Origin of the sequence: Acidisphaera sp. L21 (genome assembly GCF_009765685.1) — a bacterium.
GTDB lineage: Bacteria > Pseudomonadota > Alphaproteobacteria > Acetobacterales > Acetobacteraceae > LMUY01.
The window spans coordinates 135,549-157,520 of record NZ_LMUY01000045.1 but is presented as its reverse complement, the minus strand read 5'-3'; the positions used below and the strand labels follow the sequence as shown (position 1 = coordinate 157,520).

The 21,972-nt window shown below is 66.2% G+C and carries 23 protein-coding genes and 1 tRNA gene; 5 read left to right on the top strand and 19 right to left on the bottom strand.

What is annotated here, in order from left to right; translation table 11 throughout:
* Window positions 1-89: 89 nt before the first annotated feature.
* From GSQ76_RS10465 to GSQ76_RS10455, 3 genes are read left to right on the top strand one after another with little or no spacing between them, the layout of a single operon-like run.
* Window positions 90-590, top strand: coding sequence for a helix-turn-helix domain-containing protein (locus GSQ76_RS10465; RefSeq protein ID WP_158743838.1), 501 nt, complete (start codon window positions 90-92; stop codon window positions 588-590).
* Entirely contained in the window at window positions 587-1,684 is a 1,098-nt protein-coding gene (locus GSQ76_RS10460; protein ID WP_158743837.1) for an HlyD family secretion protein, read from the top strand. Before GSQ76_RS10465 ends, GSQ76_RS10460 begins: the two co-directional genes overlap by 4 nt.
* Window positions 1,681-3,258 carry a DHA2 family efflux MFS transporter permease subunit gene (locus GSQ76_RS10455; RefSeq protein WP_158743836.1) on the top strand — a complete coding sequence of 526 codons (1,578 nt, stop codon included), beginning with the start codon at window positions 1,681-1,683 and terminating at the stop codon, window positions 3,256-3,258. The genes GSQ76_RS10460 and GSQ76_RS10455 overlap by 4 nt, the downstream gene beginning before the upstream one ends.
* On the opposite strand, the gene GSQ76_RS10450 is transcribed toward GSQ76_RS10455, so the two are convergent.
* The 15 genes from GSQ76_RS10450 to GSQ76_RS10380 form a co-directional block, all read right to left on the bottom strand.
* Complete coding sequence (locus GSQ76_RS10450; protein WP_158743835.1) at window positions 3,255-4,268, bottom strand: alpha/beta hydrolase; 1,014 nt, start codon at window positions 4,266-4,268, stop codon at window positions 3,255-3,257. The two genes, GSQ76_RS10455 and GSQ76_RS10450, sit on opposite strands and share 4 nt — an antisense overlap.
* Window positions 4,265-5,131, bottom strand: coding sequence for a polysaccharide deacetylase family protein (locus GSQ76_RS10445; protein ID WP_158743834.1), 867 nt, complete (start codon window positions 5,129-5,131; stop codon window positions 4,265-4,267). Before GSQ76_RS10445 ends, GSQ76_RS10450 begins: the two co-directional genes overlap by 4 nt.
* Before the next feature lie 48 nt (window positions 5,132-5,179).
* Window positions 5,180-5,668, bottom strand: coding sequence for a CinA family protein (locus GSQ76_RS10440; protein WP_158743833.1), 489 nt, complete (start codon window positions 5,666-5,668; stop codon window positions 5,180-5,182).
* On the bottom strand, window positions 5,665-6,429 hold the full coding sequence (locus GSQ76_RS10435; RefSeq protein ID WP_158743832.1) for an enoyl-CoA hydratase/isomerase family protein: 765 nt from the start codon (window positions 6,427-6,429) through the stop codon (window positions 5,665-5,667). The genes GSQ76_RS10440 and GSQ76_RS10435 overlap by 4 nt, the downstream gene beginning before the upstream one ends.
* Window positions 6,426-7,592: an acyl-CoA dehydrogenase family protein gene (locus tag GSQ76_RS10430; protein WP_158743831.1), complete on the bottom strand. Its 1,167-nt coding sequence runs from the start codon at window positions 7,590-7,592 to the stop codon at window positions 6,426-6,428. The genes GSQ76_RS10435 and GSQ76_RS10430 overlap by 4 nt, the downstream gene beginning before the upstream one ends.
* A 5-nt stretch (window positions 7,593-7,597) precedes the next feature.
* Window positions 7,598-9,751 carry an acetate--CoA ligase family protein gene (locus GSQ76_RS10425; protein WP_216850983.1) on the bottom strand — a complete coding sequence of 718 codons (2,154 nt, stop codon included), beginning with the start codon at window positions 9,749-9,751 and terminating at the stop codon, window positions 7,598-7,600.
* Window positions 9,727-10,773 (bottom strand): acyl-CoA dehydrogenase family protein, encoded by a 1,047-nt coding sequence (locus GSQ76_RS10420; protein ID WP_158743830.1) that lies wholly within the window; start codon window positions 10,771-10,773, stop codon window positions 9,727-9,729. Before GSQ76_RS10420 ends, GSQ76_RS10425 begins: the two co-directional genes overlap by 25 nt.
* 19 nt (window positions 10,774-10,792) lie before the next feature.
* Window positions 10,793-11,641 carry an SDR family oxidoreductase gene (locus GSQ76_RS10415; RefSeq protein ID WP_158743829.1) on the bottom strand — a complete coding sequence of 283 codons (849 nt, stop codon included), beginning with the start codon at window positions 11,639-11,641 and terminating at the stop codon, window positions 10,793-10,795.
* Window positions 11,628-12,740, bottom strand: coding sequence for a CaiB/BaiF CoA-transferase family protein (locus tag GSQ76_RS10410; protein WP_158743828.1), 1,113 nt, complete (start codon window positions 12,738-12,740; stop codon window positions 11,628-11,630). Before GSQ76_RS10410 ends, GSQ76_RS10415 begins: the two co-directional genes overlap by 14 nt.
* Window positions 12,741-12,742: 2 nt before the next feature.
* The gene (locus GSQ76_RS10405; RefSeq protein WP_158743827.1) at window positions 12,743-13,453 is read right to left on the bottom strand and encodes an ABC transporter ATP-binding protein; all 711 of its coding nucleotides are present in this window, start codon (window positions 13,451-13,453) and stop codon (window positions 12,743-12,745) included.
* Window positions 13,450-14,169, bottom strand: a complete 720-nt coding sequence (locus GSQ76_RS10400; protein WP_158743826.1) for an ABC transporter ATP-binding protein — start codon at window positions 14,167-14,169, stop codon at window positions 13,450-13,452. The genes GSQ76_RS10405 and GSQ76_RS10400 overlap by 4 nt, the downstream gene beginning before the upstream one ends.
* The gene (locus tag GSQ76_RS10395) at window positions 14,162-15,082 is read right to left on the bottom strand and encodes a branched-chain amino acid ABC transporter permease (protein ID WP_158743825.1); all 921 of its coding nucleotides are present in this window, start codon (window positions 15,080-15,082) and stop codon (window positions 14,162-14,164) included. The genes GSQ76_RS10400 and GSQ76_RS10395 overlap by 8 nt, the downstream gene beginning before the upstream one ends.
* Window positions 15,075-15,950, bottom strand: coding sequence for a branched-chain amino acid ABC transporter permease (locus GSQ76_RS10390; RefSeq protein ID WP_174247320.1), 876 nt, complete (start codon window positions 15,948-15,950; stop codon window positions 15,075-15,077). Before GSQ76_RS10390 ends, GSQ76_RS10395 begins: the two co-directional genes overlap by 8 nt.
* A gap of 3 nt (window positions 15,951-15,953) precedes the next feature.
* Window positions 15,954-17,228, bottom strand: coding sequence for an ABC transporter substrate-binding protein (locus tag GSQ76_RS10385; RefSeq protein WP_158743824.1), 1,275 nt, complete (start codon window positions 17,226-17,228; stop codon window positions 15,954-15,956).
* Window positions 17,229-17,363: 135 nt separating this feature from the next.
* Window positions 17,364-18,113, bottom strand: a complete 750-nt coding sequence (locus tag GSQ76_RS10380) for an IclR family transcriptional regulator (RefSeq protein WP_158743823.1) — start codon at window positions 18,111-18,113, stop codon at window positions 17,364-17,366.
* A gap of 107 nt (window positions 18,114-18,220) precedes the next feature.
* Between GSQ76_RS10380 and GSQ76_RS10375 the strand changes: the two genes are divergently transcribed.
* Together GSQ76_RS10375 and GSQ76_RS10370 are read left to right on the top strand one after the other, a co-directional pair.
* A tRNA-Gln gene (locus GSQ76_RS10375) sits at window positions 18,221-18,294 on the top strand.
* Window positions 18,295-18,448: 154 nt separating this feature from the next.
* A complete protein-coding gene (locus GSQ76_RS10370) occupies window positions 18,449-18,646 on the top strand; it encodes a hypothetical protein (protein WP_158743822.1) in 198 nt (65 codons plus the stop codon).
* A gap of 9 nt (window positions 18,647-18,655) precedes the next feature.
* Here GSQ76_RS10370 and GSQ76_RS10365 read toward each other — a convergent pair whose 3' ends face one another.
* The 4 genes from GSQ76_RS10365 to GSQ76_RS10350 form a co-directional block, all read right to left on the bottom strand.
* Window positions 18,656-19,096, bottom strand: coding sequence for a hypothetical protein (locus GSQ76_RS10365; protein WP_158743821.1), 441 nt, complete (start codon window positions 19,094-19,096; stop codon window positions 18,656-18,658).
* Window positions 19,097-19,102: 6 nt separating this feature from the next.
* Complete coding sequence (locus GSQ76_RS10360) at window positions 19,103-19,309, bottom strand: hypothetical protein (protein WP_158743820.1); 207 nt, start codon at window positions 19,307-19,309, stop codon at window positions 19,103-19,105.
* 119 nt (window positions 19,310-19,428) lie between these two features.
* The gene (locus GSQ76_RS10355) at window positions 19,429-19,818 is read right to left on the bottom strand and encodes a hypothetical protein (protein WP_158743819.1); all 390 of its coding nucleotides are present in this window, start codon (window positions 19,816-19,818) and stop codon (window positions 19,429-19,431) included.
* On the bottom strand, window positions 19,815-21,972 hold a 2,158-nt coding region (locus GSQ76_RS10350; protein WP_158743818.1), incomplete at its 5' end, for a DUF2339 domain-containing protein. The genes GSQ76_RS10350 and GSQ76_RS10355, both read right to left, overlap by 4 nt.

Below are 21,972 nucleotides of genomic sequence, written 5' to 3'. Positions count from 1 at the left end.
GCAGCAAGGGAGCCTCAACGAGAGACTTGCATTCCGATAGTAACAAGATTAGCTAGTCACTATCGAAATGGAAGTGACCGATTAGTCCGATGCCGCCCAACACCCTTTCCCCCGGCCCGGAGCAGCAATGTCCCATCGTCCGCAGCGTGGCGCGCGTGGGCGATTGGTGGAGCATCCTGATCCTGCGCGACGCCTGCTACGGCCTCTCCCGGTTCGACGAGTTCCAGAAGAGCCTCGGCATCGCCCCCACCATGCTCACGCGCCGCCTGGCCGCGCTGGTGAAGGACGGCCTGCTGCAGCGCTGGCGCTATAGCGAGCGACCACCCCGCAACGAATACGTGCTGACCGAGAGCGGGCGGGACTTCCAGCCCGTCATCTGGTCGCTGCTTGCCTGGGGCAACAAGCATTTTGCGCCCGAGGGTGAGAGCGTCGTCGTGATCGACGCCGAAACTGGCGAGCGGGCCGACCCGGTGCTGGTCGACCGTGCCACTGGCCGCCCGTTGGCACGCCCCGCCTTCCGCACAGCCGCCGGCCCGGCGGCCAATCCCCGCATCCGCACCCGCTATGCCCAGAAGGGAGCCAACCCATGAGCGACCAGGTTATGACCCGAGACGCAAATTCCGTGGCGCGCCCCACGACGCGGCATATGTCCAAGCGCACGCTGCTGATCGCCGGAGTGGTGCTGCTCGCCGGCGCCGCGGGCGGGAAGTATGGCCGTGATTGGTGGACCAACGGCCGGTTCATCGAAAGCACGGATGACGCCTATGTCGGCGGCGACGTAACGGTGATCGCGCCCAAGGTTTCCGGGCTCATCGCGCAGGTTCCGATCACCGACAACCAGAACATCCACGCCGGCGATCTACTGGTGAAGCTAGACGATCGCGACTACCGCGCCGCCCTGGACAAGGCGGAGGCGGCGGTTGCAGGGCAGCAAGCAGCGCTGGCCAATTTAGACGCCACCCGGCGACTGCAAGTATCGGTGATCGCCCAGACGCAGGCCAAACTGACCGCGACCGCGGCGGAGATCGCGCGCGCTCGGTTCGATGTGGAGCGGTATCGCCAATTGTCGCAAGACAATTTCGCCTCCGTCCAGCGGTTCCAGCAGGCCGATGCCGATGGCAAGAAGGCCAATGCCCAGGATACCGAGGCGCGGGCCGCCGTGGACGCCGCGACCCGGCAACTGGATGTGATCGACTCCCAGCGCCGGCAGATCCAGGCCGGGTTGGCGGGTGCGATGGCAGATCGCGATATGGCGCGACTGAACGTAGGCTACACCGAATTGCGCGCACCGGTGGATGGCACGATCGGCAACCGCAGCGCCCGCGCCGGTGCCTATGCCACGATCGGCGCGCAACTGGTCTCCGTGGTGCCGGCGCGCGGCCTGTGGGTCGACGCGAACTTCAAGGAAAGCCAGTTGGCCGACATGCGCCCCGGCCAATCCGCCAGCGTGGTGGCCGATGTGCTGCCGGGCCAGGTGTTTCACGGCCATGTGGTCAGCCTAGCGCCGGCCACGGGCGCGCAATTCAGTCTGCTACCGGCGGAAAACGCGACCGGTAACTTCACCAAGATCGTCCAGCGCGTCCCCGTGCGGATCGCCCTGGATGGCGAGGGTTCGGTCCTGGGCCGGCTGCGCCCCGGCCTGTCGGTGACGGCATCGGTGGATAGCCGGGGCGGTGCGGAATGACCCCCGCGGTCACCGCGCCGGGGGAGATGAGCCAGGGCGCCAAGATCTTCGCCTTCAGCACGATGTGCGTTGGCTTCTTCATCGCGCTGCTGGACATCCAGATCGTCTCCGCCTCGTTACGCGACATCGGCGGCGGCTTGTCGGCCGGCATGGATGAAACCGCCTGGGTGCAAACCAGCTATTTGATCGCGGAAATCGTCGTCATCCCGCTCTCGGGCTGGCTATCCCGCGTCATGTCGACGCGCTGGTTGTTCTGCGCATCCGCCGTGGGATTCACCGCGACCAGCCTCATGTGCGGATGGGCGTGGAATATCGAAAGCATGATCGCGTTTCGCGCGCTGCAGGGCTTCCTGGGTGGGTCGATGATCCCGACCGTGTTCACCACCGCCTTCATCTACTTCACCGGCCCACAACGCGTGATCGCCGCGGCCACCGTAGGGGCGATATCGTCTCTGGCGCCGACACTGGGCCCAACGGTGGGCGGCTGGATCACCGACAACTATTCATGGCACTGGCTGTTCTTCGTCAACCTCGTGCCCGGCATCTTCGTCGCGATTGTCGTGCCGATGCTGGTAAAGGTGGACAAGCCGAACTTGTTGCTGCTGCGCGGCGCCGACTACATCGGCATGGCCTTCATGGCGGTGTTCCTGGGCACACTGGAATACACGCTGGAGGAGGGGCCGCGCTGGGGCTGGCTGGATGACGGCACCATTCGCACCACCGCCTGGATCGCAGGTGTCAGCGGCGTCATCTTCATTTGGCGCAGCCTATCGTTCGTCCGCCCAGTGGTGGATCTGCGTGCCCTGAAGGACCGCAATTTCGCCCTTGGCTGCCTGTTCTCGTTCCTGACCGGCATCGGCATCTTCGCCACCATCTACCTGACGCCGCTATTCCTGGCCACCGTGCGGGGATTGAGCGCGCAACAGATCGGATGGTCAGTCTTTTCGACCGGTTTGTTCCAGATCTCGGCCATCCCGGTCTACACCTTCCTCGCCAAGCGGTATGATCTGCGCTGGATCATGATGTTCGGCTTCATCTGCTTCGCCGCCAGCATGTACGAGTTCACCTGGATCACGCATGATTGGAGCGGCCGGGAATTATTGCTGCCCCAGGCCTTGCGCGGCTTTGCCCAGCAATTCGCGGTGGCGCCCACCGTCACGCTCACCCTGGGCGGCCTGGCGCCAGACCGGTTGAAGCTGGCGTCCGGCCTGTTCAACCTCATGCGAAATCTGGGCGGCGCCATCGGCATCGCCGGCTGCGGCACGATCCTGAACGATAGAACTAACCTACACTTCCTGCGCCTGGCTGAACACCTGAACAGCAACAACGTGGCCGCCACCGACATGCTGGCCACCGCCACCCGCGCCAACACCGCAGCGCTGGGCGGTGATGCCGTTCATGGCCATCTAGCGGCCATGCAGCAACTATGGTCGCTCACCATGCGGGAGGCACAGACGCTCACCTACGCAGATGCATTCATAGCAGTCGGCCTATGCTTCGTGTTCGCCACGATCATGGTGCCGCTGATGCGCAAGGTCGCCGCCCCGAAGGCGCCCACCGCCGACGCGCACTAGCCGCAACCCGGCACGTCGAACAGCGCGTGCAGGCCGCAGGGGGAGGTGAGCATCTGGTCGCCATTATGGCCGACGCCCGGCACGTCCCACAGACTATGGTGCGGCGTGCCGGCGTCGCGGCGCTGCATGGTGGTAAAATACGAGTGGCCACGGGCGTAGCGATACGCGCCCTGCGCCTCCGCCATACAGCTTTTGTCCAGGGCGGTTTGGTTCGGATCGGTATCCAGCGTGCCCAACAGGTAGATCACCCGGCGTGCCACATAGCCCTGCTCCAGACCCGCCGGGTTGGGCTCGGACAGGTAAGCCGGACGATTGTCCATGCCGTATTTCCAGTCATTGAACCCGGGGCAGGCGGCGATGGCGGGCAGCGGCCGCTCCGCGCTGAAATACGCATAGGAGGACGGGTTCGCCACCACGTAGCGCACGGCGATGCCCGCCCGCACCAGCGCTGTGTCGGCCTGGCTGGCGATGGCGTAGCGCTGCACCACCTGCGCTCCACCGGAGTGCCCGGCGATCACCACCTGCTGCAGATCCGGGAAGATCCGCCGGTCCCCCAAACGCGCCAATACGGCATCCAACGCCGCGAAGGAACTGGTGGGCGAGGGACCCACCGCCGGGTCACCACCCTCCCATCCCTCCAGCGTCCAATGCAGCGCATCCGCGGACAGGTGGTGCGCTTCCACATCCCGCGTCGCCAGGAATTGCGGTGCGATCATAATCGCGGTCGTCCTGGCTTCCCCCGCCGCGGCCTGTGCCGCCAGGGCCGAGTGATAATACGTCGCGGCATTCCGTAATCGGCCATGCAGCACCAACACTGCGCGGGTCACCCCGGGCAATGGCTGCGACCAGTCCCGCGACACGAAGAGCGGTAGGCTCCCCTGCGACCCCACGGCAATCCGCGCCGGCGCGATCTCCGCCACGGCCCGATGGCTGGCACTTTCCCGGCGCGCTGCAAGGGCGGGCGTGGCCAGCAGCGCCATCCCAAGCGCCAGCGTTGCGATGCGCCTCATGCGGTGGCTTCGAACCAATCCAATATCTCGGTGCCATTCCAGAACACCACGCCCGGATGGGTGCGGGCGTAGTCGTAGATCTCCTCCAGATACTTGATCCGGTGTGGTTGGCCGGAGATATAGGGGTGGACCGCGACCGACATGAACTTCGCGCGGTCCGCCCCTTCCTGGTACAGCCGGTCGAAACTGTCGCGCACGCGCTGCGCCCAGTAGGGCGATTCGTGGTGCTGCACCATCATCATGGGAATGTCGTTGAGCTCCACCGGGTAGGGCAGTGTAACCAACTCACCATGGGTTGTGCGGATGCGCGATGGCTCGTCGTCCCACACGAAATCGCCGATGTACTTCACGCCGGCCTCGGCCAGCAGGTCCGGCGTTTCCGCCGTCTGGGTCAGCCCCGGGCCCAGCCAGCCGCGCGGGCGAATGCCGGTGAAATCCTGCAACCGGTCCATCGTGCGATGGATCATGCCGCGCTGGTCGTCCACCTTGTGGATCGGCATCTGTTCCCAGGCATGTCCCATGAATTCCCATCCAGAATCACGTGCGGCGGCGGCCACACGCTCGTAATCGTCGCAAACCCGGGCGTTGATGCTGCAAGTCGGGCGGATCCCGAGCCGTTCATACAGCGCATGGAACCGCCAGAAACCGACGCGCATGCCGTATTCGTGCCACGCCCAGTTTGGCACGTCCGGCAGCAATACCTGCCCGGTGGGCGCGGGCAGCACCTGCCGGGCCATCGGGCGGGTGATGTCCCACACCTCCAGATTGACGATCGTCCAGATGACCAGTCGCACACCCTCGGGCAGCCGCAGCGGTGGCCGGTCGACGATGGCGGAATACGGGGCGCGGTCGCGTGGCTGCATGGGGGGCTCACCTTTCTGGCGATGTGCCCCCAATCCTGCGTCGGCTGGCTAGGCGGCGTCCAGCGCTTCCCCCAGCAAGGCCAGAGCGGCGTTGGCGAACGCGACCATGTTCGCTGCCCGATCTGGCGAGCCGGTTTCCAGCACGCGATCCATCTCCTTCGGCCCAGTCACGGCCAGGCAGCAATGCCCGGCGGCGTCGCCATACCGGTTGCCAGTCGGCCCCGTGGCCCCCGTTTCCGCCAGGCCCCAATCCGCACCCATCTTGCTGCGCACCGTTGCCGCCAACAGGCGGGACATCGGGATGGTGGCGGACCGAATGCCTGTCATCATTGCGGGGGTGACTCCCAACAGCCCCTCCCGCGCCGTGCCGGTGTAGATGATGCCGCCGCCGATATAGAACGCCGACGCGCCCGGCACCGCCAGCAACGCCGCCGAGATCAGCCCGCCAGCCGAGGATTCCGACACGCCAAGAGTTTGCTTGCGCGCCACCAGCTTGGCGGCAACGGCGGCGGCCAGCGCCGGGTCCACCACGCTCATTTGCCCTCGAACACCGGCAGGCGCCGCTCGGACATGGCCTTCACGCCCTCCTTGAAGTCCGCCGTCTCGAAATGCTTCTGCTGTTCTTCCAACTCGTGGTCGGTAATGGCGGTGATGGCGTCCGCCAGGCCACGACGCAGCGTCGCACGGGTGGAACTGACGGCGATCGGCGCGCTGGCCGCAATCTCCGTTGCCAGTGCCATGGCGGCGCTGCGCAACTCCGTGGACGGCACCAGCACGTCCACCAGGCCGATCCGCTGCGCCTCCTCGCCACCGATCCGGCGGCCGGTATAGAACAGCATGGCGGCCATCTGCTCCCCCACCAGCCGAGGCAGCGTGATGCTGAGCCCGAATCCCGGATGAAACCCCAGCCGATTGAAGTTGGCGGTAAAGCGCGACTCCGGTGAGGCGACGCGGAAATCCGCCACCAGCGACAGGCCCAGCCCACCGCCCACCGCCGCACCCTGCACCGCCGCCACGATCGGCTTGCCGCAGCGGAACAGCCGCACTGCCTGCTGGTACAGATGTCCGCCCTGCCGATCCCCGACAGTGTTGCGCGCGGGGGAGCTGAAATCTGCCCCGGCGCAGAAATTCTTCCCCTCCGCCACCAATACGATGCAGCGAATGTTGCTATCGGCCTCGAACCCCTCGAACGCCGCGGCGATATCGCGGATCAGCGCGATGTCGAAGAAGTTGTTCGGCGCGCGGCAGATCTCCGCGATGCCCACATGCCCCTCATTCGTAACCCGAACGTCGCTCATCGCAGTCCAAGCCCCCTGGCTATGATGCCTCGTAATATCTCCCGCGTGCCGCCGCGCAGCGAAAAGGAGGGCGCCGTCAGGATCAGATGCGCCAGCACCACGGAGTACGGCGGATTGCCCTCCGCCTCCGTCGGCTCTGCATCGGTCAGCAGGCGGATGATCTCCACCATCTCCTGTTCCAAGGAATTGCCTAAATCCTTCACCAGCGAGGCCTGCAGCGCCGGGTCTTCCCCGTTCTGCAGCATACCCGCCACCGAGCGGGATAGCCTGCGCAGCGCCAGGATGTGCGACGTGATGCGGCCAATTGCCACCGCCGCCCGCTCCGGCGCGGCCGGGCCAAGCTCGCGCACCAATTCCACCAGCAGCGTAAAGGACGACAGGAACCGGTCCGGCCCGCTGCGCTCGAACGCCAGCTCGCCGGTGACTTGCTTCCAGCCATCCCCTTCCTTGCCCAGCAGCGCGTCCTCGGGCAGCAGCAAATCCTCGATCGACACTTCGTTGAAGTGGTGTTCGCCGTGCATGTCGATGATCGGGCGCACCGTCATGCCGCCCTGCTGTGCCTGCTTCATATCCACCAGGAACTGGCTGGCCCCGGCGTGCCGGTCGTCATCCGACTTCGCCCCGGTGCGGCAGAACAGGATCATGTAGTCGGCCTTGTGCGCGCTGGACGTCCAAACCTTCGTCCCGTTCACCAGCCACCCGCCCTGCGCCCGTTCCGCCCGCGTCCGTGCGGCTGCCAGGTCGGATCCGGAATCAGGCTCGCTCATGCCGATGCAGAAGCATAATTCACCCCGGGCGATGCGCGGCAGGATCAGGTCGCGCTGCGCCTGTGTTCCGTTTTTCAGGATGTTCGGACCGCTCTGCCGCTCCGCCACCCAGTGATACCCAACGGGCGCGCCAGCAGCCAACATCTCCTCCAGCACGACGTAACGCTCCAGCGCGGATCGTTCGTGGCCACCGTATTTCTTCGGCCACATCATGCCCAGCCACCCGCGCTCGCCCATCTTGCGGCTGAACGCCGGGTCGCCGCCGCTCCAGGATTCGGCGCGTTTTTGCGCCGGTCGGTCCCGCAATTCCACGGCCAGGAAGTCGCGGACCTCGTGGCGCAGCGCCTCCGTCTGGTCGTTCGGCGGCGGCGGGGGCGCGAAGGTGAGTGCCTGCATCGCGATCAAGCTCCTATTGGCCCGGCGGGTGACAGCACCAGCAGGGCGTCGGCGATCGTGTAGCCCTGGCCGGCAGAGTGAACGATCACGGGGTTGAGTTCCAATTCGGCTACGGTTTCGCGGCCCGCGTCGGCCAGGCGGGACACCAGCGCCACCAGTCGCGCCAAGGCGGGAACATCGGCCGCCGGCGCGCCACGGAAGCCGGTCAGCAGCGGCGCGCTGCGCAGCAAGTGGATCATATCCGTGGCCTCCGCTTCATCGACGGGGGCCAGGCGATGCACCGTATCCTTGAACAGTTCCGTGGTCACGCCGCCAGCGCCGACCATTACCACCGGGCCGAACGTCGGGTCGCGGATGATGCCGATGATGATCTCCACGCCCTTGGCCGCCATCGGCTCCAGCAGCACGCCGTCGATCGTGGCGTTCGGGGCGTGGCGTTTGGCGTTGGCCAGGATGTCGGCGTAGGCCCGCTCCAGCGCGGCTTGATCGGTGATGCCCAGCAGCACGCCGCCGGCCTCCGTCTTGTGCGGAATGGCGGCGGATTGGATCTTCGCCGCCAACGGAAAGCCAAGCTGCGCCGCTGCGTCCGCCAAATGCGCCGGGCTGTTCACCAGCCGGCTTGGCGATACGACCGCCCCGCATTCCGCCAGCAGCGCCTTGGCCACGTGTTCCGCCATCGGCCCGGCCGGGTAGGCAAGCCTGGCGAGCACACTGCTCGGCAATGGCTCGCTTTCCCCAACTGGCGAGATCGGTTGGCCGGCCTGCACCAGCGCGCTTGCGGCGCGGGCCAGCATTGCCATCGAGGGAAACACCACCGCCCCAGCCTCCGCCACGGCGCGGCGGCCGAGGTCGGAGGGGAGGGTGTAGCTGTACAGCAGCACGGGTTTGCGCCGCTGCGCCAACAGCCCGGCGAGCGTAGGCCCATCCAAAGACACGCGCGCCGGGTTGGCCAACGAGGTCACCACTGCGATCTGATCGATCGCCGGATCGTCCAACAGCAAGCCCACGGTGCGCAACATGCCGCCGCCTTGCGCACCCTGCGCCGTCAGGTCGATCGGGTTGCGCGCGGCGCCGTAGCTGGGAATGAAGCTGCGGATTTCCGCCTGCGTCGCGGCACTCAGCGCCGGCAGTTCCAGCCCGGCATCCGCCATCGCATCCGCCGACCAGGCGCCGGCGCCACCGGACACCGTCACCACCGCCACGCGATTGCCCTTTGCCGGCGGGTTGGCGGCCAGCGCCGCGGCGATGGACAGCGCCTCGTCCAACTCGGTCGCCACGGTGATGCCGTAGCGGTGGAACATCGCATCGTAGCCCGTATCCCACCCGGCCATGCTCGCGGTATGGGACGCCGCGGCCAGCTTGCCCACGGCGGAGCGGCCGATCTTGATGGCGACGATGAACTTGCCGGCTTCCTTCGCGGCCTGCGCGGCAGCGGCGAACCCAGCGGGGTCGCGGATGCTCTCCAAAAACAGCAGGATCGCCGCGGTATCCGGGTCCTCCACCATATGCGCCACGAAATCGGCGAGGGTGAGGTCGGCCTCGTTCCCGGTGCTGACGATGCTGCTGAAGGACAGGCCTAATGCGCGGCCGCGGTTGAACAGCGCGAACCCCATGCCGCCGCTTTGCGCCACAATGCCGATGCGGGCTTGCAGGGCGACCGGATGGTCATCGGTTTCGCGATCCACTGCCGGGCTGAAGGTCGCAGTGACCTTGGCAACCTCGTTATGAAATCCCTCCGCGTTCGGCCCCGAAATGCGCATGCCAGTGCGCTGCGCCAGTGCGGTGATCTGATGTTGCAGATCGGGTGCCGACGCCTCGTCCTCCGCAAAGCCGGACGAGATGATGATGACGTTGCGAACCCCGGCGGCAGCGCATTCCTCCAGCGCAGCCAATACACCGTTGGCGGGAATGGCCACCAACGCCAGATCCACCTTCTCGCCGGCGGATGCGATGGTGGGGTAGCAGGGGATGCCGTTGATCTCGGTATAGCTGGGGTTCACCGGCACGATCCGGCCGGTGAACCCGTTCTTGCGCAGGAAATGCAGTAGCGCGCCGCGGATCTTGTGCGTGTCGGGGGAGGCGCCGATCACCGCGACCGAGCGCGGCGCCAGCAGCGTATCCAGCCGGGCCATGGTTACGCCGCCGTCAACAGGGGCCACAGCCCGTCCGGCCCGGCTTCCAACGCGGCGCGGCCCACCAGGGCGTTCCACTCCGCTTCGTTCCCGAACTCGTCCCGCCAGGACCACAGGCGCTTGGTAACGTAGTGCAGGTCGTATTCTTGCGTAAATCCGATCGCCCCATGCGCCTGGTGCGCCAGCCCGGCGCCAATGCTGGCAGCCTCCCCGGCGCGCGCCTTCGCACTGCCGACCAGCAGGGGGGACAGCGTGCCGGCCAACGCATCCGTCGCGTTGTCGGCGGCGGCGAGTGCGGCGGCGGACTGCCCGGCCAGGATCGCCATGTTCTGCTGGATCGCCTGGAATTTGCCGATGGGGCGGCCGAATTGCACGCGGGTCTGCACGTACCCGATGGTGATCGACAGCACGCGGGACAGCGCACCTGCCATCTGCACGGTGCGGATCGCGGCCCCCGCGGCCCGCAGTTGCGCGGCGGTCGTGTTGGCCAGCGCCACCGCACCGGCCGGCAGCGTGGCCTCGACTGTAATGGTGTCGCGCGGTTCGTGCGCTGTGTTGCGGTCGTGCGCCACGGTGAAGCTACCCTTCGGCAGCAGCGCCACGGCTGGTCCGTCGGGCCCCTCCGCCAACACCGCAATCGCCGCCGCATCGCGCGCCCACGGAATGCGGGTGGCGGTGCCCGTCAGCGTCCAGCCATCGCCGTCTCGGGTTAGGGTCAACCTATCCTTCGTGCGCACCGGCGCAATGCTCAGCGCACCTTCCGGCACGGCCAGCCCGGCACGCGCCAGCAGCCAGCCGGCCAGCATCGTCTCGCCCAACGGAACGGGCGCGGCATAGGCGGCGGAGATCCGCAGCAGCCCCATGGCTTCCGCGACGGTGGCGCCGAACCCCCCAGCCTCTTCCGGCAACAAAGCCGCCGTAAACCCTGCCTCGACCACCGCATCCCATAGCGGCTGCGGAAATACACCCTGTTCCGCTGCGCCCAGCACAGCCTTGCCGGCATGGGCGGTAAATAGTTTCTCGGCGCTGTCGGCGAGTTGGTCGGTCATGATTGATCCTCCAATCCGGTCATTTGCGGGGCTTCAAAGCGTCCCATTGCGTGTCGCTCCATCGGAGCAGGGTCGGCGTGTCGTTCTGGGCCGAGCCGGACAACCACTGCTTGCCGCCATCCACCACGATGCACTCGCCGTTTACATAGGACGCAGCGTTCGACACCAGGAAGGCTGCGACGTCCGTCAGTTCGCGGTATTCGCCGACGCGACCCATCGGGATCGTCCGCTCCGGCGGCGGCTTTTCCAACCCGGCGGGGGCCAGCCCGGCATTCGCACCCGGCGTCGGAAACGCGCCGGGCGCGATGGCGACGCAGCGGATCCCCTTTGGCCCCCATTCCACCGCCAGGCTCCGCGTCATCGCCAGCACGCCCGCCTTCGCCATGGCAGACGGCACGGTGAATGCGGCGCCGGACAGCGCGGACAGCGTGAGCACCGACATGACCGTGCCACCCCGACCGCCCTCGATCCAACGACGCCCGACGCCCAGCGTGCAGTAGGCTGCGCCATGCAGCACGATTCCCAGCACCGCATCCACGGCGCGGACCGACAGGCGATGGCTCTGCGCCAGGAAATTACCCGCGGCGTTGTTGACCAAGATGTCCAGCGGCCGGTGCTGCCAGATCTCGTCCAGCATGCTGTCGACCTGCCCAGGGTCGCGAATGTCGCAGCCAATGGTGGTAATGTCGGCGCTGGGGAATTGGGTGCGGAGTTCGGCCGCCGTGGCTTCCAGCACCGGAACCCGGCGGCCGCAAATCACCAGCGATGCGCCCAGTTCCAAATATCGCGTGCCAATGGCGCGGCCCAGCCCCGTGCCACCCCCGGTAATCAGCACATGGCGGTCGGCCAGTAGGTCAGCTGCGAACATGGGGTATCTCCAACGGTGGGGCAGGGGTGCGCATGGCCGGGCGCACGCCGTCGAAGCTGATGGGCAGGCCGATCGTCTTGATGCCCAGCCCTGGAATGTCCTGCAGCATGCCCAGCGCGGCCACTTGTGGATCCTGCAACAGATCGCTCAGGTCATTGATCGGCGCGAACGGCACCCCGGCGGCGTTGAACAGCGGCGCCCAATGTGCGGTCGGCATCGTCGCCATCACGGCACTGATGTCGCCGATCACCTCGTCCTTATGCTCCACCCGCCCGGCATTACTGGCATAGCGCGGGTCGGCCGCCCATTCGGGATGGCCTAAGACATTCACCAGCTTGGCAAACAACCGGTCATTCGCCGCCGCCACCACCAATTCGCCATCGGAGGTCGGCAGCGCCTCGAACACCACCAGCTTCGGGTTGCCTGTGCGATGCCGCATCGGCACCACGCCGGACGTCGCGAAGGATGCGAATGGAACGCTCATCCAACCCAACGCCGTCTCCAGGAGGGAGGTATCGATCACGCATCCCTCTCCAGTAGTTTGGCGCCGGAACAGCGCGGCGATGCAGCCCAGCGCCGTCCAAACGCCGCTGCCAAGATCCAGCACCTGCACGCCGACACGCGATGGCGGTCCGTCCGCGGCACCATTCAACCCGAACAACCCGGAAAAGGCCTGCACCATCGGCTCGTAGCCGGGGTCCAACCGCATCGGTCCGACCGCGCCGAACGCCCATAGCGAGCAATACACCAGGCGCGGATGCTTCGCCCGCAGCGTCGCCGCATCGAACCCCAGCGCATCCAGCGATCCCGGGCGCAAATTCTGCACCAGCACATCCGCCTCCGCGATCAGCGCGTGCAGGCGGTCGCAATCGGCGGGGGATTTCAGGTCCAACGTGACGGATGTCTTGTTGCGGTTCACCGTCTGAAATGTGGACGCCGCGCCATCCGTAAAGGGCGGCCCCCAACCGCGCGCATCGTCACCGCCGGGTCGCTCGATCTTCGTCACTTCGGCGCCCAATGTCGCCAGGATCTCCGCGGCATACGGGCCAGACAGGTTCTGCGCGATCTCGACCACTTTGATCCCGGCGAGCGGCAACATGGCTACACTCCCAATCCGAAATAGGCCCGGCGCAACCCGTCATCCGCCTGGATGGCAGCGGGCGTGCCACCGAACGCGATGCGGCCGCCCTCCATCGTGAAGACGCGATCGCCGAGTTCGAGAAACTTCACGTTCTGCTCCGCAATCAGTAGCGACAACCCGCCAGAGCGGCATTGTGCCAGGGATTTGATCACCGTCGACACCAGCAGCGGCGACAACCCGGCGGATGGTTCGTCCATCACCAGCAATTTCGGCTCCGCCGCCAGCGCCTTTGCCACACCCAGCATCTTGCGCTGCCCGCCGGACAACCCACCCGCCGCCTGACGCTTCTTTTCCAGCAGAATGGGGAACAGCGCGTACAACTCGTCCCTCCGGCGCCGGGCAATGGCGCGGTCCACGAACAGCGCGCCAAGGTCGATATTCTCGTCCACCGTCAAATCGGAAAATACGGCCAACTCGGACATGTAGCTTAGGCCCAGCCGAACCCGCGCGCGGGAGGGCAGGCGGGAGATGTCCTGGCCGCGGAACTGGATGCTGCCGCCACGCGTCGGCAGCAGACCCATCAGGCATTTCAGCAGCGTCGTCTTCCCAGCGCCATTCGGGCCGAGCAGCACGACGGTCTCGTTCTCCTGCACGTCCAGATCGACGCCCCAGAGAACCTGAACGCCGCCGTAACCCGCTTCCAACCCGGTCGTCTGTAGTAGCGCGCTCATGCCACTTGCTCCGGGCTGCCAAGGAACACCTCGACCACCTGCTTGTCCTGCACCGCATCGCGCAACACCCCGCCGAAGATCGCCTTGCCGGCATTCATCACCAGCACGCGATGGGTGATGCGGTCGATGAACGGCATCAGATGCTCCACCACCACCAGGCCCAGCCCGTCCTCCGCCAACTGCCGCAACCGGGCGGCGATGCGTTCCAGTTCGGTGGGGTTCAGCCCACACGCCAGTTCGTCCACCAGCAGCAGCCGCGGTCCGGTCGCCAATGCACGCGCCAGGTCGAGCATCTTCTGCTGCACGCTGGTCAACTCGCCAGCACGGCGCCGGGCAGTGGCGCCGCCCAGTTCGACAGAATCCAGCAACGCGTCCAGATCCGCAGCACCCGTGGCGCCGTGCACCGCGACCTCCAGATTTTGCCGCACCGTCAACGTCGCGAACGGCTTCGGCACCTGGAAGGTGCGGTTGATCCCGCGTGCCGCCCGGCGATGCGCCGCCAGTCCGGTGACCGTCTCGCCATCCAGGATGATCGCCCCGCTATCCGGCAGCAGCACGCCGCTCAGCACGTTGATCAGTGTCGTCTTGCCCGACCCGTTGGGCCCGATCAGCCCCACGATCTCGCCAGGTTCCACCGTCAGGTCGATGCCACCCAGCGCCTGAAAGCCGCCGAAGCGCTTGGTGATCCCCGTGGCCTTCAGCAGCGGGTCAACCATGGCGCGCCCAGCGGCGGGGAATGGCCGCCAGCCCCTCCGGAAAGAACAGCACCAGCACCACGATCAGCAGGCCGAAGCCGAGCTGAAAATACTGCGGCGCCGAAACACCGATCGCGTTGTATAGGCCATACAGCAGCATCACGCCCAGCACCGGCCCCAGCAGCGTGCCCGCGCCGCCGAACAGCGTGAACACGATGGCGAAAATGCTGAAGTTGATGTCGAACACCGCGTCCGGAAAGAAGGTGGAGGCGCGCCAGGCGAACACCGCACCGATCAACCCGGCCGCCACCGCACTGGCCAGCCACACCACCAGCCGGCCGAACACGATGTCGATCCCCGCCATGGAGGCCGCCAGCGAATTATCCCGCGCCGCCTGCAATTGCAGCCCGAACCGAGAATGCCGCAGCCAAGCGACCAGCCCCATCGTCAGCACCAGGATCACGATCGCCAACACGTAGGTGGATTGCGGCGCATAGGGCGTGTTCAGCCGCACGCCATAGGGGCCACCTGTCAGATCCTGCAGGCTGGGGTTGCCGATCAAATGCAGCAGCGCCTCGGATGCGGCCAGGCTTGCCAGCCCGAAATACGCCCCTTGCAGCCGCAGCAGCGGTGTCAGCAACAACCCAACCAGCAGCGCCGCCACGCCACCGCCCAGCACTGCCAGCAGCGGCGGCGCGCTGGCCAGCGTCATCATCATCGAAAACCCATAGGCCCCGGCGCCGAAGAACCCGACATAGCCGAACGGCAAATAACCGGAAAAGCCGTAGGTGAGGTTCAGCCCCTGCGCCAGCACCAGGAACACCACGAAGTTCAGCAACAGCAGCCCGTTGTCGTAGAAATACGGCAGCACGGCGAACAGCACCGCCAGCGGCAGCACCACCGTGCCGATGTCCCGCAGGAACAGCCTATGCATTGCGCACCCGGCGCCCCAGCAAACCCGTCGGCTTTACCAAAAGAACTCCGATCAACACCAAATTCGGCAGCAAATCCGCGAACGAGCTGAGGTAGGTACGCATCAGCATCAGGCTCACCCCGAAGATCAGCCCGCCCAGCAACGTGCCCAGCGGATTACCCAGCGAGCCGATGACGATCACCGCGAACGACGTCAGGTCCAGCGACACGCCGATGGACGGCGTGAAACTGCCCAGCATGAACGGCGCGAATACCCCCGCCACCGCCGCCAGCCCCGAGCCAACGCCGAAGGCAATGGCGGAAATGCGATGGATATCGATGCCGATCGCCACCGCTTCCTCGCGCTGCGCCATGATCGCGCGGGTCTGCCGCCCCAGCCGGGTTCGATACAGATAGACGTACACGCCAGCCAGCATCACCAGCGACACGCCCCCTGCGTAGACCCAGGCGAACGGCACCGTCTGGCCCATGATCGGCACCGGTCCACCCCCCAACAGCCGGCTAGGGATGGACCGCTCGTTGTTGCCGAACAGCATGGCGACCACGGCCTCGATCACTTGCGACAGGCCGAAGAACAGGATCAGCGACAGCATCTCCGGCTCCCGCGCGCGAAACAGGCGCGGCACCAGCAGATAGTACAGCGGCAACCCGGCCAGGAAGAGTGTCGCGAAGCACAGCACAACCACCACTGGCGGCGGCAACCCCAGCCCGCGGAACAGCCAGAACGCTCCGAATGCGCCCAGCATGATAAAGTCGCCATGCGCCAGATTGACGATGCGCATGACGCCGAACACCAGGTTCATCCCGACCCCGACCAGGGCGAAATACAGGCCGAAGATGACCCCGGTGGCGAGTGCGTAGGCGAGCACCGATTATGGCGCGGGATAGATAGGCTTGGCGGTCGCCAGGTCAGCAGGCCAAATGACGTTCAGCCCCGGTTCGCTACTTCCCTTCGCCCCGGCCACGATCTGCGCCAGCGGCAAAATCTCCCCGCTCTGCGACCCATCCGGCGCCAGGATGAACGGGCCAGCCAAGGTGTTCATCGTGCCGGACAGGGTGAACACGGCGCGGCGCAGTTCCAATTGGTCAAGGCTCGTGGCAACCGCCAACGCACGCTCGATCACCAACCCGGCTTGGTAGCCGGCGAGCCCGTTGAACCCGAATTCGACGCCCTTCAGGTTCTTGGTCTCGATCCAATGCTCGAACGCTTCCTTGAAGCCGTCGCGGTTCAGACCGTAATTCACCTTGAACTCATAGGACGCCGGGCCGGCCAGCGCGTAGGTATTCATCAGCACGTCCGACACGCCGTTGGTCTTCATCAGCGGAAATTCGGTCAGCCCGTAGCCGGTGAACATGAACTTGAACTTGGTGTCGTTGTCCTGCAACGCGTGCAGAAAGGCGATTTCGTTCGCCGGGTAACCGAACTCGAACAGCGCGTCCGGCTTGGCGGCGTCGACGTTGTTCACGAGCAGGGTGTAGTCGGTGGTGTTGGCGGGCACGCCGCGGTCGAACACCAGCTTCAGGTCCGGTGTCGCCTGGATCGCCTTGCGCACGGCGGATGCCTGGAAGGCGGTGTAGTCGGCGGTGTTGTATAGCAGCGCCACCGACTTGATGCCCAGCTTCGGCATCTGGCTCACGAAATCGGCCACCGTCTTCGGATACCGGTCGGTCGCGGCCAACGCCAACAGCACGATGTATTGGTTATCCGGGCTGAAGAAGTTCGGGCTGCTCCCCGTCACGTCCCACAGCAGCATCTTGTGGTCCTTCGCCACCGGCACCGAAGACGCCGTCATGACCGAGGTGGAGTCGGACAGCAGGATGTCCACCTTATCCCGAGTAATCAGCTGGTTGGTCAGGTTGGCGGCCAGCGAGGGGGAGCTTTGGTCGTCATATGACACCAGCTTGATCGGGATCTTCTTGTCCCACGCCTTCACATAGACGCCGCCGCCCTTGTTCAGCCCGTCCGCCCACCATTCCAGGGCGGCATGCAGCGGCACGGACGTGCTCGCCATCTGGCCGGACCCGGCATACAGCGTGCCGATCTTGATCTCCGCCGGAGCGTCCGCGGCCCTGGCCGGAATGGATAAGGCCGGTGCCGATGCCGCCGTCAGCAAGCACGCAACGCGCAACCAGGATTTCAGAGTCATGCCGTTCCCGTCTCCCTCAGTTCGGCCTTGTCCGCTGCGGGCGGCCGTTCGGGGGTCACGATAGGCAGGACGCGGGCGGCGGCCTAGGTGTGGATCCGGCTCTGCTCAATTTTCGCCATTGTGAATTTCTGGTCTTCAGGCCTCGTCCAGCTCGTGCATGATGGCCCGCAGCTCTGCCCGTATGGCGATCTCGCTCGCATCCAGTTCCTCCACCGTGCCGGCCGCGCCCATCGCGTATTGGCGCCCACCGACCGGTCGCGGCAGCGGCATGGCGATCATCCCGACGCCGGTGTGGAAGTTGTGGCGGGAAAACGCGTAGCCGGTGCGCCGCACCTCCTCGATCTGCGCCGCCAGCGTGGCAGCACTGATCCGCCGGGCCGGGTCTTCCTCCTTCGCGTTGACCCGGCGGCGCAAGCGCTCGACCTCGTCATCATCCCGCAGGCTGAGCAGCGCCCATCCGATGCCACACCGCGTCAGCGGCCGAATGGCGCCGGGTCGCAGCGGGTAGGGCGCAGACGACCGGCGCGCGGGCAGCACCGTGATATACTGGGCATAGATGTCGCTTTGCACGCCCAGCCCAACCCGCCCCCCGGTCAGCGCCCCCAGCCGCTCCAGCGCCGCCATGATCCGCCCATCCTGCCACACGGCGTCGTTCAGCTTGGTGCCCAGCGTGTTGATGCGCGGTGTGAGCGTATAACTCATGGTATCCCGGTCGAAGTTGAGATAGCCGAGCACCACCAGGCTTTTCAGCACGCCGCTGGCGCTGGATGCGGGATAGCCGAGGTCGGTGGTGATATCCTTCAGCCGAACCGGCCGGTTTTTGCCATCCAGATAGTCCAGCACCTCGAAGGTGCGCTGGATGGTGCGATTTGCCGCCTCTGCCATAAATCCCGTCCCGAGCCGGGGTGCAGGGTAGCCGAATTAGCTAATGGCTGGGATGCCTATCGTGCATTGCGTCCCCCAGCACCCGGTGGTATCAGCGCGCCCGCTGCTGGGGGATCGTCTAACGGTAGGACAGCAGACTCTGACTCTGCTTATCGTGGTTCGAATCCACGTCCCCCAACCAAGCACTTTCCCGGCACCTGTGATCTGGCAATCAGCCGCAAACTCTCTCTCGTATAGGCAGGGCACCCAAATCAAATTCCCAATGACGTTTAAAAATCCGTCTCAAAATAGATAACATGTCTCGACAAACGATATTAATCTGATATTAATCGCCCATGCGTAACGATGCCAGCCTCCGGGCCCTCTCCGAACTTGCCGCCGTCAGTTGGAAGCTCCGCGACACGATGATCGCGCGCGGCGCCTTCGATGCCGAGGTCGTTCGGCTCGAAAATGCAGCCCATAGCCTGGATGAGGCATTGGCCAAACTCCAGGCCGTCATGGCCAACTCCAATCGTCACGAAGACTCACCCTAACACCGCCATCTAGTTCGTCTCCGCCACCCCAGGCCCGGCGAATACCGTAATCTGCCAATCGCTCGGCCGGTTTGTGCGCGAGGAAATGCGATATCGCGTGCTGGCATGTCCCTCCCCAACCTCAACCGTCGCCGCACAATCCTGCTCACCCGGGGCGGCATCCCGCATGCTCTGCACGTTCGACAGTCCGGAGATGTGCACCGAGGTGTGTCGCCGCAAAATCCCCACGACGGCATCAACCGCCGCCGCATCCTCACAGCCTGGCCTCGCGGCAAACCCACTGACGGCAACATCGTCCCGTACCAACGGCACGTCCGGAACGCTCGCCGCCACGATCGCCAGTGCCGGCAACGGATCGTGCCGCAACGGTGGCCCGGCCACATAGGCCAGGGCGCCCAGGCACAACACCCCCACCGCCATTAGCCCCACCACGCTATGATGCTGCTGCATGGCGACCTACCCGCCGTACTCGCCGAGGTCTTTCGGCGATCCTCGCGGCACTCTGCCACCCCGGCTGGCCTCCGCCGCCTCCAAAATCCGAACCCGGCTGAGCACGATGGAATGCATGTGCCGCAGCGTGGCCATATCCCGCCGAAGCGTGTCGATGTCCGCGCGCAGGTCCGCAAGGGTATCCCCTGACAATGCGTAAGGCAGTTCCGACACGGTATGCGCCTCATGATCCCCAGAGACCGGTATGGCCGCGGGCACGCCTATCTATAATCCTGAGATTATCATTGCATATTAACGTTTGTGTTAACGTTCCCCCGTCAGACCAATCTGCCTCATGCTGGCCAGCGCCAGAATGGCTGGGCCCAGCGCGCCAGCACGCCCGGCGGCACCGGCACGCAGGGCAGCACCAACGCCGCGGTGCCGGCGCAGGCCTCCGCGAAACTGCCGCTGGCCAGCACAGCGCGAGTGATCGCGCCCTGATGCGGCGCAAACAGATCTGCGAACAGCGTGCCCCACGGTGCCCGGTCATGGTCTGCAATACAGCGCCCGGCTATGATCTCCTCATCGTCCATCGCCATCATCGTCTGCACCATGGCGAAGGCCTTCTCCGGCGCCTGCATCGGTGCGCTGGGGCCGCTATAGGTTGGGATCGCCTCGACCAACCAGGGGATGAAATCATCCAGCACGGCGCTGTGGAATTGGCGATGCCTGGTCTCGGTCATGGCTGTTCCGTGGCTGGCGTGGCGGCCGGTGTGGCAACGAAGGCGCGGTAGACTGCGCCCAGCGCAATAAGGGTCAACCCCAGTCCCAGGAACGATAGCACCCGCCACAGACCGACCAACCCAGCCATATCCACCAGGAACACCTTCGCCGCCGCCAACCCCACGATCGCCAGGGCCGTCAGGCGAAGCGGCTTGCGCGCGGTGATGATGCCGATCGCCATCAGCGCCAGCCCAAACGCCAACCACGCGCCGGAGAACGCCCACAACTCCGCATCCGTCACCGGGGCATCGGAAACGCCCATCGCATCCGGATGGAACGCATGCCGCACGGCCAGCGAGACATAGGTGAACGCGGCCAGCACCGTGTAGGACAACAGCACCGGCCGGGTATGGTGCGGCAGGTCCGGCTCTCGCAGCGCCCACGCGGCGACGCCTGCCGGAATGACGTAGCCAGGCAGCAGCGCGTTGAACGGACCCGCTCCAGCGGATGCCCCGGTGAAGAACGGGTTCGCCACCACCAGCGCGTAGCCGCCCAGCACGGCCAGGCCGCCGCCATAAACGCCCGCCTGGTTCAGAACCGGTCGGTGGGCCCGGCGCCCCAGATACACCGCGAACAGTGACAACACGGCCAGCGCGGCGACATCCATCGACAACTCGATAAAGCTGGTCTCGGGCAGCGCCGGGTGGCGTGCGGTGGCCCATTGGCGGATCTCCAGCAATACCAGCGCAGCCACGAACAGCGCGCTACACAGCTCCAAACACCCCACCACCAGATCGTCGGCCCGCCGGCGGAACATCCTCGCCGCCACCCCGAAGGCCACCGCCGCCGCGCCATAGGCCGGGATCAACCCGTCCAGGATCGGCGGTTGGCCGGCCGCCTCGTCCAGCACCGCCGGGTTCAGCAGCAGCCGGATCGCGGCCAATGCCGCCATCGCCAACGCGACCCGGCGCAGCGGCGGCAGGTCCGCTTTGTGCTCGATCGCGGCGAGCGCGGGGACGAACAGGGCCAGCGCAATCGTCAACCACTGCGCGCTCAGCACGGCGCCGCACCCCAGTGCCAACGCCGCGGTGGCCCCGGCGGCATGCGCCCCCGCACCAGCCGTGTCGCCGCGCCTTGCCGCCGCGGACGCCGCCAGCGTCGCTAGAATGGCAACGCCCAGGAATGACGCGGCCCACAAATCATCCGGCTGGAATGCGGTGACCCGTGCATACAGGATGGCCAAGCCCACCACCGGCACGGTGGCGGCCAGCGCGCTCCAGCGGAGCGGGCGGGGGCGCCTTCGCTCGCCCAGCAGCCCGGCGGCAAACAGCAGCGCAGCTGACACGCCGGCCGTTTGCAGCAACGGCAGCAATGCGTCTGGCGCCCAGTTGCCCGGCAGTGTCGCAATAAGCGAACCACCGGCGGTGATCGCCTCCCCGGTCGGCCGCCAGGGCGGCAGTCCCCAGCTGGCAACCAGCAGTAGGAACAGCAGCCCCCCCAACCAGGGCAGGCGGTCCAATCGCGGCTCCGCCCAGCCTTTCGCCACTGTCGCCGCCATCAGCAGAAGCACGCCAGCATGCGTTGCAGCATGCGGAAAGGTGACGGCCAGCAGCAGCCCGGCCACCCCCAGCACGGCCACCGGCACGTAAGCCAAGCGACGGCCGACCGCGTGCTCCAACGCCTGGCCCGGCAGCAGCATCAGCGCCAACGAACCAACCACAGGCACGAACAGGGCAGGCGCCCACGTATCGGCGTCGATCCCACCGATCGTCACCAGGATCACGAACCCGGCGCAGGCAATGGTGGTGGCCCAACCCAGCCAAACCCAGGCGGTGTAGCGCATCACCGCCAGCGCCGCGGCGGCCACGAACAGCAAATAGGCGAACAGGCCGGGCAGCGACGGCGCGTCGGTCTGCACAAGCAGCGGCGTGGCGAACGCGCCAACGATGCCGACTGCGGCCACCAACGGGCCCATCCGCAGCGCCAGCGCCAGCCCCGCCATCGACGCACCCGCCAACAGCACGAACCCCAGCAGGGCCGGAACCAGCCCATACATCGGGCCAGCCATGTAGGCTGCGGCAAACAGCACTGCCACGCCGCCCGCACCCAGCGCCCCTGGCGCGTAATCCGGCAAGGTTACCGCCCGGACCGACCGGCGACGCAGCCATTCCGAC